The following is a 13,557-nucleotide window of genomic DNA, read 5'->3' as shown; positions in this document are numbered from 1 at the left end:
GTCAGCGGGGGCTGAGCGCGGCGAATGCCTGGTCCAGCAGGTCGACGAGGTCGGGACGGCTGTCGGAGGCGATCCAGTGGTCGAGAGCGATGTTGAGACAGTCCAGCGCGGCGGCCGCCTTCACGGAGATGGCCGGCGTCAGGGGCTGCGGGGAGTCGGTGCGCTCGACGAGGGCATTGGCCAGGGCAGGCCACCAGCCGCGCTGCTTCTCCAACTGCCGGGCGCACAGGGCGGGTGTGTCGAGGACGAGCCGGGTCATCGTCAGGGCCCGGGCCGGGTCCTGACGGTAGTGCTCGATGGCGACGTCCAACCCGTGACGCAGCGCCGTCCAGTCGTCTTCGTCGGCCGGGCGGGCGCGTACGGCGTCGGCGACCTGCCTGCCGCGCGCGTCGAAGACGCTGAGAACCGCCTCTTCCTTGCTGGCGAAGTACCGGCGGAAGGTACTGCGGGACGCCCCAGCAGCGGCGGCCAGGTCATCGAGCGTGACCTTGTCGAATCCCTCACGCAGGAACAGGTCCACCGCCACCTGGGCCAGTTCGGCCCGTATGGCGGCCCGGGCGCCAACATGACACCCGGTTTCACGAAGCGGGCGCTCCTACCGCAATGCGAATGCGGCGAAGGCCTCGTCGAGCAGGGCATCGAGGTCGAGGCGGCCGTCAGAGGCGGTCCAGTGTTCGACGGCGACGTTCAAGCAGTCCACCGCGACGGCGGCACGCACCAACGGAACCAGGAGCGAGGGCCAAGAGGGGTCGGCGCGCTCGGCGAGGGCCTGGGCGATGACGGGGCGCCAGCCGTTCTGCTTCTCCAGCGTGCGGGCGCCCAGCGCGGGCGTGCGCATGATCAGCTGGGACATCGCGAGTGCGCCATCCGGGTCCCGGCGATGGACTTCGGTGACGGTGTCCAGCGCGCGCCGCAGTGCCGTCCCGTCACCCTCGTCGGCAGGCCGGGCGCGTAGAGCATCGGCGACCTGTTCGCCCTGGGCGTCGACGGCGCCGAGGACGGCGTCCTCCTTGCTGCCGAAATAGCGCAGGAAGGTACTGCGAGACACTCCCGCAGCCGCGGCCAGGTCATTGACGGTGACGTTGTCGAAGCCCTCACGGCGGAACAGGTCGAAGGCCACCCGGGCCAGCTCGAACCGGATGGCGGCCCGCGCGATGTCTCTCGTGTTCGTACGTACTGCTCCACTCACTTCTCGATCCTACCTCTCTCTTGACCTCGGCTCGCAATGATGAGCTACAGTTTCCACTCTGACACTGAGTGTCAGAGTGTAGTGATTGACGCAAGTGTGGCGCTTCAGCTCAGCAAGGGAGAGAGTCATGAGGGGTCTGCAGGGCAAGAGGATCGTCATTGCCGGGGGCGCGACCGGCATCGGCGCGGCCACGGCCGAACGGCTCGCCGAGGAGGGGGCCTCGGTCGTCGTCGGCGACATCAATCTCGCTGGAGCCGAAGCCACTGCCAAGGGCGTCACCGAGGCGGGTGGCACCGCGATCGCCGTTGAGTTCGACCTCGGTGACGAGGCCACGATTCAAGCGCTGGTCTACCGGACCGTCGCCGAGTTCGGCGGGGTCGACGGGCTCTTCAACGTCGGCGCCGACCTCTCGCCGGCCACTCTGGGCCGTGACGTCGACCTGATGGAGATGGACCCGGCCGTGTGGCGCCGCACCCACGACGTGAACCTGCTCGGCTACGCCCTGACCTGCCGGGCGGTCCTCCCCCACCTGCTGGGCCAGGGCGGCGGCGTCATCGTCAACACCTCCTCCGGCGCGGCCTGGGGCGGCGAGCCCACGCGGCCCGCGTACGCCGCCTCCAAAGCCGGGGTCAATGCGCTGACCCGCCACATCGCCTCCCGCTGGGGCAAGGAGGGCATCCGCTGCAATGTCGTCGCCCCTGGCCTGGTCATGGGCGAGACCCAGCAGCAACAAGACGACCAGCAGCTGCAGGCCATGGCATTGCAGTACGCCCGCAGCCCGCGCCTCGGCGAACCCGCCGACCTGGCCGGCGCCGCCGCCTTCCTCTTCTCCGACGACGCGGCCTGGATCAGCGGCCAGGCCTGGTCGATCGACGGCGGCATGAGCCTGCGCGGCTGAGGACGGGCGCAACTCACAGCACGCGCTCGTCGATTCGAGACCCCTGCACCACCCCTATTTGTCCACTGAACTGGAGACGTGACCCATGACCAAGACCCTCGCACTCATCGGCAGCGGCAACATCGGCAGCGCACTGGCCCGTCTCGCCGTCGCCGCCGGCCTGAACGTCGTGCTGAGCAACTCCCGCGGCCCCGAGACCCTCGCCGGCCTCGTCGCCGAACTCGGCGAGCAGGCGCGCGCGGCCACACCCGCCGAGGCAGCGCAGGCCGGTGACCTGGTGGTGGCGACGGTCCCGCTGAGCAAGTACGAGCAGCTTCCGGCCGCCGCCCTGGCGGGCAAGACCGTCATCGACACCATGAACTACTACCCCGAGCGCGACGACCGGATCGCCGAGCTGGACGCGGGCGAGCAGACCTCCAGCGCCCTGGTGCAGCGGCACCTGGCCGACTCCCGGGTGGTCAAGGCGTTCAACAGCGTCGACTTCGTGCGCCTGTTCACCGCAGCCCGACCCGCCGGCGCCGACGACCGCAGTGCCCTGCCCATGGCCGGCGACGACACGGCCGCCAAAGCGCAGGTCGCCGAACTGTTGGACGCGCTGGGCTACGACGCCGTGGACATCGGCCCCCTCGCCGACAGCTGGCGCAGCGAGCCGGGCACCCCGGTCTACGTCCAGCCCTACCTGCCGGCACAGCCCGAAGGACTGACCCAGGAGGAGATGGGGCGCTGGTTCTTCCAAGCCCCGAGCGTCCCGGTGCCTGCCGACGAGGTGAAGGAACTGACCGACACCGCCGTCCGGCGCTCCGCGGCCGACGCCCGCCAGACCCTCAGCCGGGACTGAACCAGGAAGCGCGGAGCAGGGACTGCGGCGGGAGGCCGACATGCGACTGGGCATCAACATCGTGGGATTCGACGACCCCGCAGGTGACTTGAACAGGCACGGTGGGCTGGGACCTGAGCTGGCTGCGGTCGGAGCCGCCGCCGAGGCGGCGGGGGTGGGCCGGCTGTCGGTGATGGACCACTACTTCCAGATGGAGGTACTGGGCGGCGCCGAGAGCGCCATGCTGGAGTGCTACACCACGCTCGGCCACCTCGCCGCGCACACCTCCACCGTGCAACTCGGGGCGCTGGTGACCGGGGTGACGTACCGTCATCCCGGCCTGCTGGCCAAGATCGTCACCACGCTCGACCACCTCTCCGGCGGCCGCGCCACCCTCGGCGTCGGGGCGGCCTGGTACGAGCGCGAACATCTCGGCCTGGGCGTGCCCTTCCCGCCGACGGCCGAGCGGTTCGAACGGCTGGAGGAGACCCTGCGGATCTGCCTGCAGATGTGGGACCCGCAGGACGACGGGCCGTTCGAGGGCAGGCACTACCAGCTGGCCGAGACCATGTGCGTGCCACCGCCGGTGAGTGCTCCGCACCCGGAGATCATGATCGGCGGAGGTGGTGAGAAGAAGACCCTGAGGCTGGTGGCCCAGTACGCGGACGCCTGCAACCTCACCGCCTTCACCCACGCCGAGGTCGCGCACAAGCTGGAGGTGCTGCGCCGCCACTGCGACGATCTGGGCCGGGACTGCGGGCGGATCCGCAAGACTGCCATGTACTCCGGGAACGCGCTCCGTGACGGCGACCTCGACGGCTTCGCCAAGGCGATGACCGGCTACGCCGAGCTCGGCATCGAGACCGTGATCGCCTCCGTTCCGCTCGCCGGAGCCGCCCGCTGGATCGAGGAGCGCGCCGCGCCGGCGGCACGACGGCTGGCCGAACTCGGCTGACAAGAGCCGTATCCGACCGGTCGGGGCCCACCCATGGTCATGGCGAACAAGGCAGCCCGTGCCCCGGCCCCGGTGGGCAGCGCGCCTGGAGGCCTGCGGGCTCGGTGCCTGCCCGCCGCACGACTCGCAAGAGGGAGAGAAGTGTCTGATCACCAGCCGGCCAGGACACCGCCCGGACGCTACCGAGTCGCTCAATGGGCGACCGGTCACACCGGGGCACACGCCCTGCGATGCGTCATCGAGCACCCGCAGTACGACCTGGTCGGTGTGTACGTGTACGCCGACGCGAAGGTCGGCCGCGACGCCGGTGAACTGTGCGGCATGGAGCCGACCGGCGTCCGTGCCACCGGGAACATCGACGACATCCTGGCCGCCGATCCGGACTGTGTGTTGTACATGCCGGTGCTCGATGCGGTCAGGATCGACGAGATCTGCCGACTCCTCGAGTCGGGCGCCAACGTCGTCACGAGCGTCACCGACTTCCATTACCCGGCCGGTCTCGACCGCGATGTACGGCAGCGGATCCAGGCCGCGTGCGAGCGCGGCGGTACATCGCTGCACGCCACGGGCTCGAGCCCGGGCTGGATCACCGAGGTCTTCCCGCTCGCGGTGACCGCCCTCCAGCGCCGGCTCGATCGCCTGACGATCGAGGAGTTCGCCGACATGACGACGCGCAACTCACCGGAGCTGCTCTCCCAGATGTTCGGCCAAGACCCCGGGGCGATGGACCTCACGCGGGTGGCCGCCGGCCTGGGCGAAGATTTCGGCACCTCGCTGCGCCAACTCGCCGACGGTCTTTCGGTGCCTCTCGACGAGGTCACCGCGACAGGAACGGTGGGCACGGCGGCGAAACCGGTGAAGGTCGGCACGACGACCGTCGAGGCCGGCTCGGTCGCCGCTTGGCGGTTCGAGGTCACCGGCTGGCGAGACGGCAAGCCGTTCATGGTGGTCCGGCCCACCTGGTACCTCACCCAGGATCTCGAACAGGACTGGAAAGGGCAGGTGCGCGACACCGGCTGGCACGTCGTCGTCGAGGGTGACGCGCCCCTCGACATCGACATCCGTGTCACGTCCGAGAACTACGCCGCCGTCTCGCCCGGCTACAGCGCCCACATCGTCGTCAACGCCGTGCCTTTGGTCTGCGAGGCACCGCCCGGCATCAGGACCACCCTCGACCTGCCGCGGATGGTCGCGGACCTGGCCTGAATATCCTCGTGCCGATCAACCCCGCCACGTCGGCAACACAACTACGCCTGTACCGAGGCCAGTTCGACGACGGTGATGTCGGACGGAGCGCCCACGCGCACCGGCGGGCCCCAGGCGCCGGCACCGCGGCTCACGTACAGCTGGGTGTCGCCGTAGCGCTCCAGGCCGGCGACCGTGGGGTTGGCCAGTTCGGCGAGGACGTTGCCCGGCCAGAGTTGACCGCCGTGGGTGTGGCCGGAGAGCTGGAGATCGACGCCGTGACGTACGGCGTCGTCGATGACGACGGGTTGGTGGGCGAGGAGGACGGCCGTGCGGGAACGGTCGCGGTCGCCAAGTGCTCTGCCGAAGTCGGGGCCTTGGCCCTCCTCTTCACCGCGGACGTCGTTGACGCCCGCCAGGTCGAAGCCAGGCAGCTCGGTGCGGGCGTTCTCCAGCGGTCGCAGTCCCAGCTCCCGTACCTTCTCGATCCACGGCTCGGCACCGGAGATGTACTCGTGGTTGCCCGTGACGAAGTACGCGCCGTGCCGTGCCCGGAGCCCGGCGAGTGGTTCGACGGCCGGAGTGAGGTTCTCGACGCTGCCGTCCACGAGGTCGCCGACGACCGCGATCAGGTCGGGCTGGGTCGCGTTGATGGTGTCGACGATCCGCTGGGCGAAGCCACGGCCCAGGATGGGACCGACGTGGATGTCGCTGACGACGGCGATCCGGAAACCGTGCGCACTGCGCGGCAGTTTGGCCAGCGGAACCGTGAGGCGCTTCACCTTGGGCCCGCGGAGGACACCGTACGTGCCGTGGCCGACGGTGCCGACGGCGACGGCCGCGGCGGCCCCGCCCACGACGCGGGAGACGAAGAGGCGGCGCGACGGGCCGGTGGGCGCGGTGCCGGCCGACAGCGTCGGCTCCGATACGTGCGGAGGGTCCAGCACGGTGACGGGCACGGTGCCTCGTGAGGCAGAGGCATCGGAATCGCCGTGATGCGCCGTCGCGGTCAGCGGCTCGTCGGCCGAGACCAGTTCCTCCGCCTCGGAGTCGGTCGCTTGCACTTCCGCCACTTCCGCGGACCGCGCCGTCGGGAGCATCCGCTGCCGCGTGTCTGCCCCGGCGCCCCGATGCACGAGCCACCGCCGCAGCACAGGCCGCACGGCCTCACCAACCAGCAACGCGAGCAGCAGGTACAGGAACAGCGCCAGCCACAGATACCCGGGCCAGGCCAGGATCCGCTGCAGAAGGAAAGGGGCACCGTCGCCCTCCGCTGTCATGGCCGCCATCGACAGCAGGGGCCCGGCCACGAAGACGATGCTTCCGGCTCGTCGGAGGAACGACCCCTTGGGTGTGGTGTCCCGTACGAGGCGGCGCCACACGTACCAGTGGAGTGCGCCGAACAACGCCAGGACGAAGACGGATACGACGATGACCACGACTCTGCGCAGCCCTTCCCTTGTGGTGTCCGGGGGGCGGATGCGTCCCCGGCTGTCTGTGACCGGACCTGTCACTCGACCAACGGCCGTCGGTCAGCTGGATGCTTCGGCCTTGATCTGCGCCAGAGCGTCGTTGAAACCCTTTGGGGTACCGCTGTTTCCGGCCACGCGGTCCAGGCGCACGCTGTCGATGTCCTTGCCGACGACGAGTCGTGGGACCGCGGCGGCGAAGCGCTTCTGCAGAGCGAGCGAGGTCTCGTCCGTTGCCCGGGGTGTGACCTTGACGGCGGTGATCCTGTCGTCTGCGAGGGTTACGGTCACTCCGATGCTCGAAGGCAGGTTCCCGTACCGGCCCTCGGCCTCGAACTCGCCGTCCTCGTAGGTCGAGGAACTCGGTTCAGCCGCGTTGTCCGAAGCGGACGGTGACCTCGCGTTGTTCGAAGCGGCCGGTGGGCTCGCGTTGTCCGCGTCCGTCGAGGCGCACCCGGTGAGCGCCGCGGTGAGGGAGATCCCGATCGCGGCTGTGATCTTCTTGCTCGGTGCTGTCATGTTCCTCCTTGCCATGGGGCTCTGTACGAGGTCCGGTCAGTCGCTCAGGTGAAGAGCCCACCGTCGAAGTTCCGCGAGATCTCCGCGTGGCCGCTGGTGTACATGCGCACGTGGGCGAAGTCGAAGGTCTGCGCGAGCCGGCGCGCCTCGGTGAGGAACAGCGCCGTCGCCAGTCCGTCGGCGAGAGCGGCGCTGTCGGCCACGACCCAGGTGGCGGCCACCCTCCTGGCCGGACGACCGGTGCGTGCGTCGAGCAGGTGGTGCAGCCCGTCGCCCCAGGCGCGTGCGCTGACCCCGGACGCGCACAGCGCCCGTCCCCGCAGGTGCGCCACGCCGACCACGAGCTGCGGGTCGAACGGATGCTCCAGGCCGACCCGGATGGCGCGGTCCCCCGCATGGCGCAGATCACCGCTGGCGTCGATGACGAACCGCGTGATTCCGGCATCCCGAAGGATCGCCGAGACGATGTCCACCAGGTAGCCCTTTCCCACCGCTCCCACGTCGATCACAACCGGGCGCTGGATGACGAGCGTCCTGCCGTCCCGCACGATGTCAGCCGCCCAGGTTGCCCGGCCGCGGGCGCCTTCCTGGGCCCGAACCGTCTGCGGAGCGGGCGTGAGGGAGTACGAGGCGTCGTATCCGAGGAGCTCGAGCTCACGGCCGACGAGTGGGTCGACGGCACCGCCGGTCGCGGTGGCGAGGCGGTCGTAGAGGTCGAACAGGGCCAGCGAGTCCTCCGGGAACTCGAACCGGCCCCCGGCCGGGGCGGCCGCGATCCGGGACACGAGCGAGTCCGGGCGGAAGCGCGAGTAGGTGGCGTCGAATCGCCGGATGCGGTCCAGGACCCGGCGGCGCAGACTGCCGCTCAGCGGCTCGTCGGTGTCGATCTGCCAGCCGGTCCCGATGGCGTCGAAGGCGAAACGGCTGCCTCCGGCGTCCGGTCTGCCGGCTTCGACTTCCGGTCCGACGGCGGTTGTCGGCCTGGAGCCCTCGCCCCGGTGTCGCGTGATGTGGTGGTGCACGGTTGCCGCTCCGTACGGTTCGGTGGGCGACGGCTGCCAGTGAGCAGGGCCTCGGCGGGCTGCTGGGGGCCGCTTCGGCCCCCGGGTGGGTGTCAGTCCAGCTGAGCGCCGCCGTTGACGGTCCGGTGGCTCTGGGCGAGACCGAACGGGCCGTAGGGGTAGGGCGTCGGGCTCGGGTCACTGGCCTTGTCGAGGAGGGCCGCGGCGTCCGCGTCGAGGTGCAGGTCGGCGGCACCGAGGTTGTCGGTCAGCTGCCTCATGTCACGGGCGCCGATGATGACCGTGGTGACACCTGTACGGTCGGCGACCCAGCTGAGCGCCACCTGGGCAGGCGAGGCACCGGTCTCTTCGGCCACCTGGACGACCGCGTCGACCGCGTCCCAGGTCCGGTCGGCGTTGGCGTAGTTGGCCGAGGTGTACTGGTACAGCGGATTGCCTCCCCCGGCCCGGGTGTCGGGCCCTGGCTGGACGCCGCGCGCGTACTTGCCCGTCAGGAATCCGCTCGCCAGGGGTGACCAGGGCAGTACGCCGAGGCCGTTGTGCACCGCCGCCGGCAGAACCTCCCACTCCACCTCGCGGACGGCCAGGTTGTACTGCTCCTGCAGAGTCACCGGGACCGGCCAGCCGCCCGCGCGGCGGTGGAGACCGCGAGCTGGAGCTGCCAGCCGGTGAAGTTCGACAGGCCCGCGTAGCGGATCTTGCCTGCCCGCACGGCGGAGTCGAAGAACGCCAGAGTTTCCTCGATCGGGGTCAGCGGGTCCCAGGCATGCACCTGGTACAGGTCGACGCTGTCCACGCCCAGTCGGCGAAGCGAACCGTCCAGCGCCCGGGAGAGATGGCGCCGGGACAGGCCGATGTCGTTGACGTCGTCGGTGAACGGGAACCGGCCCTTGGTGGCGAGCACCACCCGGTCGGTGACGTCGCTCGGACGGCTCGCCAGCCACCGGCCGATGATCTCCTCGGTTACGCCTCGGTTGTAGAGGTCGGCGGTGTCCATGAGGTTTCCGCCCGCTTCCAGGAAGGCGTCCATCTGGACGAACGCCTCCTTCTGCGAGGTCTCGTCGCCGAAGGTCATCGTGCCGAGTGCAAGGTTCGACACGACCGTGCCGGTGTTGCCGAGTCGGCGGTATTCCATCGTGCGTTCTCCCTTGGGGTCGAAGTGCGACTGGGTACAGGGGGAGGTGGCTTGCGAGGGAGCAGGCCGTGGCTGGCCGTCAGTGCGCGACGACCGGGATCGCGACCTGCTGCGCGGACTCGCCGTCGGCTTTGCTGCGGCCGCCGCCGTTGACGAGGACGAAGGCGATCAGCGCGGCCAGCGCCATGATGGCGGTGCCCCAGCCGAAGGCCACGGCGTAGCCGTGGACGGCGGCCTGCTGGGCGGCCTCCTCGGGGACGGCACCGGAGAACGCGCGTGCGGCGATCCAGCTGCTGGTGGCGCTGGCGGCGACGGTGTTCAGCAGTGCGGTGCCGATGGAGCCGCCGACCTGCTGCGAGACGTTGACCATCGCGGAGGCGACACCCGCGTCCTGCGGCCGGACGCGGGAGGTGGCCAGGCTCATGCCGGGCATCGAGGCCGTACCCATGCCCAGGCCGAGCAGGATCTCGGAGGGCAGGACGTGGGTGGCGAAGGAGCTGTCCACCTCGAGCTGCGTCAGGAGCGCCATGCCGATGGCGGCCAGCAGGAAGCCGGGCCCCATCAGGAAGCGGGCCGGGACACGGTTGACCAGGCGGGTGCCGATCTGGGTGGACCCGATGACCAGGCAGACGACCAGGGGCAGGAAGGCGATGCCGCACAGGACGGGCGAGTAGCCCTTGTTCAGCTGCAGGAAGTAGGTCAGGAACAGGAACTGGCCGAACATGCCGATCATGGCCAGACCGATGGAGAGGTAGGCGCCGCCACGGTTGCGATCCGTGATCACGCGAAGCGGCAGGAGGGGTGCCTTGACCCGGGTCTCGACCAGGGCGAACGCGGCGAGCAGCACGACCGCGGCGACGAACATGCCGATGGTGAGGCCGGAGCCCCAGCCGTCCTGCTCCGCCCGGGCGAAGCCGTAGACCAGGGTGACGAGTCCGACTGTGGCCAGCAGGGTGCCCACGACGTCGAGCCGGTCGCGGTTGCGCTGGTCCCCGCGATCGCTGATGTAGACGGTGGCACCGGCCGCGGCCACGACGGCGAAGACGATGTTGACGTACATGCACCAGCGCCAGTTGATGTACTCGGTGAGCACACCGCCCAGGAGCAGGCCGACCGCACCGCCTGCCGCGGCGATGGCACCGAAGATGCCGAACGCCTTGGCGCGCTCCTTGGCCTCGGTGAACGCCACAGTGAGCAGGGACAGCGCGGCGGGGGCGAGCAGGGCGCCGAAGACGCCCTGGAGGGCGCGGGAGGCGAGGAGCATGCCGAGGTTGACGGCGGCGCCGCCGAGCGCGGAGGCCAGGGCGAAGCCGACCAGCCCGACGACGAAGGCCCGCTTGCGGCCCCACAGGTCACCGATGCGTCCGCCCAACAGCAGCAGACCACCGAAGGCGAGGCTGTAGGCGGTGATCACCCACTGCCGGTTGCCGTCGGAGATGTTCAGATCCGCCTGGGCGTGCGGCAGCGCGATGTTCACGACCGTCGCGTCCAGCACGACCATCAGCTGGGCGATCGCGATGACCGTCAGCGCCTTCCAGCGCCGGGGATCGACTGCCGGCGCACCGGCGGAAGTGTGACTTGCAGGCATGATGAATGGCTCGGTTTCTGTGACGGATGGAGCGAAGGGAAGCGCCGGACACTCAGAGCGGGGACCACACTGTCGGCCGCGCGGGCAAGGCCCTCTTCCACACGCGTCCAGCGTGCGGGCCGACGGCGACATGTGGCAGGGCGGGGCGTGCCCTGGAGCCGCGTTCGGTGCTGTGGCAGGGCACCCCACCCGCCTTCCGCCCAGGTCGTGGCATCCCCACACTTTGAACACATGGATCGTGAGCAGCACAGCGGCGGCACCCGCGGTACGGAGATGGGGCGCTTCCTGCGCGCCTGCCGTACCCGCCTGACGCCCGAAGAGGTCGGCCTGGCGGCTGGCGGCGGGCGGCGTCGCACGCCCGGACTGCGCCGGGAGGAGCTGGCCACGCTCGCCGGCATCAGCATCGACTACTACGCGCGGCTGGAGCGCGGCACGGAGACCCGGCCCAGCCCGTCCGTGATCGACTCCCTCGCCCGCGCGCTCAAACTGGAAGAGGACGAACGCGATCACCTGCGCGCTCTCGCCGCCCTCGCCGCCCGGTCGGCACCCGAACCGCCATCGGCGCCCAACCGCACCGTGCGGCCCGGCGTCAAGCTACTGGTGGAGAGCCTGCGCCCCTACCCCGCGCACGTGTTCAGCCGCACCGGCGACGTGCTGGCGCACAACCCGGGCGGGCTGCGGTTGCTCCCCGGCATGGACGACTGGCCGGCAAAGCAGCGCAACATCGCCCGCTACGTCTTCCTGCACCCCGCAGCCCGAGGCCTGTTCGACGACTGGCACAACCAGGTCCGTACCTGCGTCAACGGACTGCGCGCCCTGGCCGGCATGGAGCCGGACGCACCCGACCTGACGCAACTGGTCGGCGAACTCCTGCTCAAGAGCGCCGAGTTCGCGCGCATGTGGGAGCGCTACGACGTCAAGGGCCACTCCTACGGCCGCAAGACCTTCCACCATCCCGAGGTCGGCGACCTGACGTTGGGCTACCAAACCATGCAACTGCAGGGCACCCCGGGCCAGTGCATGGTCGTGTACTACGCCGATGCCGGCACACCCGAACACGACGCGCTGGCCCTGCTCGACCTGGCCGCCGCCGAGTCCGAGCACGCCCCGCGACGCTCACCCGACTGGCAACCCATCGAAAAGTCCTGAGCACATGCCTTCTCACATCACGCCCAGCAGCGCACAGCCGCCGACGCGTACCCCTGAAGGCGAGGATTCCGACCTCGGACTGGACCGGCGCGCCGAACTGCGGGAATTCCTCCGATCCAGGCGGGCCCGGCTCAGACCCGAGGACGTGGGGTTGCCGTCGTCCGGGCGACGCCGGGTGCCGGGACTGCGCCGCGAGGAGCTCGCACGGCTGGCGGGGGTGTCCTTCGCGTACTACACCCGCCTGGAACAGGGACACGGTGACACCATGTCAGCCGAGGTGCTGGACGCCGTCGCTCGCGCCCTGCGCCTGAATGGAGACGAGCACGCCCATCTGTTTCGCCTCGCCCGGCCGGACCTTCACGGGAAACGGCACGCCGTGCCGCAGAGGCTGCGGCCAGGCATCCAGCAACTGTTGGACGCGCTCGACGGGGTCCCCGCGTACGTCTGCGGCCGGGGCCTGGACATCCTGGGCTGGAACAGGCTCGCCACCACCGTGTTCGGTGACTGGTCCCGGCTCCCCCCTCGGGAGCGCAACCTGTCCCGGCTGGTCTTCCTCTCCCCCGCGGCACGCGACCGTTTCGCCGACCTGGAAGCCAAGATGCTGGACCTCGTCAGCATCCTGCGCGTGGACGCGGGCACACACCCGGAGGACAGGGAACTCGCCGCGCTGATCGGCGAGTTGATGGAGAAAAGCAACGACTTCCGACGGCTGTGGGCCCGGCACGACGTGCGCCGCAGGGGCCACGGCGTCCAGCGGCTACGGCACCCGGTGGTGGGCGAACTCACCCTCTCCTTCGAAGCCATGGGGTTACCCGGCGACACAGACCAGACCCTCGTGGTCCATCACGCCGAGCCCGGCTCGACGTGCCGGAAAGCCCTGTGGCTGCTGACGGGTCTGGCGGCCCCACGCACCGAGTCCGCCTCCTGACAACAGGACACATGAAGCACCAAGATCCGGTCGTCGCTCCCGGAGAAGCGCCACACCCCGCACTTCCTCGAACCGGGATCCCGGCCGACGTGCCGCAGATCCCGACCGGCCTGCCGAACAACAGGAGCCATCGTGCAACCGTCCCCCGACCAGAGCGCCCACGACGAAGTCACCACGGCCTTCCGCGCCTACCTGCGAGCAATGCTCGACGGCAATACCGACGCCCTGGACACCCTGCTCGCCGACGGCTGCACCCTCACCCACGTCACCGGCTACGTGCAGCCCAAGGACGAGTGGCTGTCGCAGATGCGTTCCGGCCAGTTCCTCTACCACCGGATCGAGGAGAAGAGCTTGGCTGTCGCGATCGAGGGCAGCACAGCCCACGTCTCCGGTCGCTTCATCACCGATGCAACGGTGTACGGCACCCGCGCGAACTGGCGGCTGCACATGACCATGGACTACGCCCGCGAAGGCGACACGTGGACCGTAATCCGCGCGGCCGCCACGACCTGGTGAGCGATGGGCCCTCGGTTCACCGGTCCGGCGACCCGCTCGCCGTCTTGTCGAGCGTGCCGAGGCGGTGGCTCTCCCCGAACTCGTCACGCAGCCACGCGAGTTCCTTTCGGTAGCGGTGTACGTTCTGCACCTTGATCTGCTCGTAGCCCCTGACCATGTCGGGGAGCGAGGTTGTACAGGTGTGCCG

General features: G+C 70.0%; 16 protein-coding genes. 7 read left to right on the top strand and 9 right to left on the bottom strand.

Annotated features, from left to right (window positions below; genetic code table 11):
- Window position 1: 1 nt before the first annotated feature.
- Window positions 2-526, bottom strand: coding sequence for a TetR/AcrR family transcriptional regulator (locus JIX55_RS48455; RefSeq protein WP_257561514.1), 525 nt, complete (start codon window positions 524-526; stop codon window positions 2-4).
- A 69-nt stretch (window positions 527-595) separates the two neighbouring features.
- Complete coding sequence (locus JIX55_RS48450; protein WP_257561515.1) at window positions 596-1,189, bottom strand: TetR/AcrR family transcriptional regulator; 594 nt, start codon at window positions 1,187-1,189, stop codon at window positions 596-598.
- Between the two features lie 127 nt (window positions 1,190-1,316).
- Between JIX55_RS48450 and JIX55_RS48445 the strand changes: the two genes are divergently transcribed.
- From JIX55_RS48445 to JIX55_RS48430, 4 genes are all read left to right on the top strand, one after another.
- Entirely contained in the window at window positions 1,317-2,087 is a 771-nt protein-coding gene (locus JIX55_RS48445) for an SDR family NAD(P)-dependent oxidoreductase (RefSeq protein WP_257561516.1), read from the top strand.
- An 85-nt stretch (window positions 2,088-2,172) separates the two neighbouring features.
- Window positions 2,173-2,925, top strand: a complete 753-nt coding sequence (locus JIX55_RS48440) for an NADPH-dependent F420 reductase (RefSeq protein WP_257561517.1) — start codon at window positions 2,173-2,175, stop codon at window positions 2,923-2,925.
- A gap of 40 nt (window positions 2,926-2,965) precedes the next feature.
- Complete coding sequence (locus JIX55_RS48435) at window positions 2,966-3,859, top strand: LLM class F420-dependent oxidoreductase (protein WP_257561518.1); 894 nt, start codon at window positions 2,966-2,968, stop codon at window positions 3,857-3,859.
- Between the two features lie 141 nt (window positions 3,860-4,000).
- Window positions 4,001-5,065 (top strand): NAD(P)H-dependent amine dehydrogenase family protein, encoded by a 1,065-nt coding sequence (locus tag JIX55_RS48430; protein ID WP_257561519.1) that lies wholly within the window; start codon window positions 4,001-4,003, stop codon window positions 5,063-5,065.
- A 41-nt stretch (window positions 5,066-5,106) separates the two neighbouring features.
- On the opposite strand, the gene JIX55_RS48425 is transcribed toward JIX55_RS48430, so the two are convergent.
- From JIX55_RS48425 to JIX55_RS48400, 6 genes are all read right to left on the bottom strand, one after another.
- The gene (locus tag JIX55_RS48425; protein WP_257561520.1) at window positions 5,107-6,483 is read right to left on the bottom strand and encodes a metallophosphoesterase; all 1,377 of its coding nucleotides are present in this window, start codon (window positions 6,481-6,483) and stop codon (window positions 5,107-5,109) included.
- 93 nt (window positions 6,484-6,576) lie between these two features.
- Window positions 6,577-7,032, bottom strand: a complete 456-nt coding sequence (locus JIX55_RS48420; protein WP_257561521.1) for a hypothetical protein — start codon at window positions 7,030-7,032, stop codon at window positions 6,577-6,579.
- Window positions 7,033-7,076: 44 nt separating this feature from the next.
- Entirely contained in the window at window positions 7,077-8,054 is a 978-nt protein-coding gene (locus JIX55_RS48415; protein ID WP_257561522.1) for an FAD:protein FMN transferase, read from the bottom strand.
- Between the two features lie 92 nt (window positions 8,055-8,146).
- Window positions 8,147-8,665 carry an aldo/keto reductase gene (locus tag JIX55_RS48410; protein ID WP_257561523.1) on the bottom strand — a complete coding sequence of 173 codons (519 nt, stop codon included), beginning with the start codon at window positions 8,663-8,665 and terminating at the stop codon, window positions 8,147-8,149.
- A complete protein-coding gene (locus JIX55_RS48405) occupies window positions 8,662-9,189 on the bottom strand; it encodes an aldo/keto reductase (RefSeq protein WP_257561524.1) in 528 nt (175 codons plus the stop codon). The genes JIX55_RS48410 and JIX55_RS48405 overlap by 4 nt, the downstream gene beginning before the upstream one ends.
- 79 nt (window positions 9,190-9,268) lie before the next feature.
- Window positions 9,269-10,777 carry an MFS transporter gene (locus JIX55_RS48400; protein WP_257561525.1) on the bottom strand — a complete coding sequence of 503 codons (1,509 nt, stop codon included), beginning with the start codon at window positions 10,775-10,777 and terminating at the stop codon, window positions 9,269-9,271.
- A 231-nt stretch (window positions 10,778-11,008) separates the two neighbouring features.
- On the opposite strand from JIX55_RS48400, the gene JIX55_RS48395 reads away from it, so the two are divergent.
- From JIX55_RS48395 to JIX55_RS48385, 3 genes are all read left to right on the top strand, one after another.
- Complete coding sequence (locus JIX55_RS48395) at window positions 11,009-11,926, top strand: helix-turn-helix transcriptional regulator (RefSeq protein ID WP_257561526.1); 918 nt, start codon at window positions 11,009-11,011, stop codon at window positions 11,924-11,926.
- A 4-nt stretch (window positions 11,927-11,930) separates the two neighbouring features.
- Window positions 11,931-12,854: a helix-turn-helix transcriptional regulator gene (locus JIX55_RS48390; protein WP_257561527.1), complete on the top strand. Its 924-nt coding sequence runs from the start codon at window positions 11,931-11,933 to the stop codon at window positions 12,852-12,854.
- Between the two features lie 132 nt (window positions 12,855-12,986).
- Window positions 12,987-13,370: a nuclear transport factor 2 family protein gene (locus JIX55_RS48385; protein ID WP_257561528.1), complete on the top strand. Its 384-nt coding sequence runs from the start codon at window positions 12,987-12,989 to the stop codon at window positions 13,368-13,370.
- 16 nt (window positions 13,371-13,386) lie between these two features.
- On the opposite strand, the gene JIX55_RS48380 is transcribed toward JIX55_RS48385, so the two are convergent.
- A complete protein-coding gene (locus tag JIX55_RS48380; protein ID WP_257561529.1) occupies window positions 13,387-13,527 on the bottom strand; it encodes a hypothetical protein in 141 nt (46 codons plus the stop codon).
- Between the last annotated feature and the right edge of the window lie 30 nt (window positions 13,528-13,557).

The organism is Streptomyces sp. DSM 40750 (assembly GCF_024612035.1).
Lineage (GTDB): Bacteria > Actinomycetota > Actinomycetes > Streptomycetales > Streptomycetaceae > Streptomyces.
Note: the sequence above shows the minus strand (reverse complement) of the source record. Positions and strands in the feature narration are given on the sequence as shown.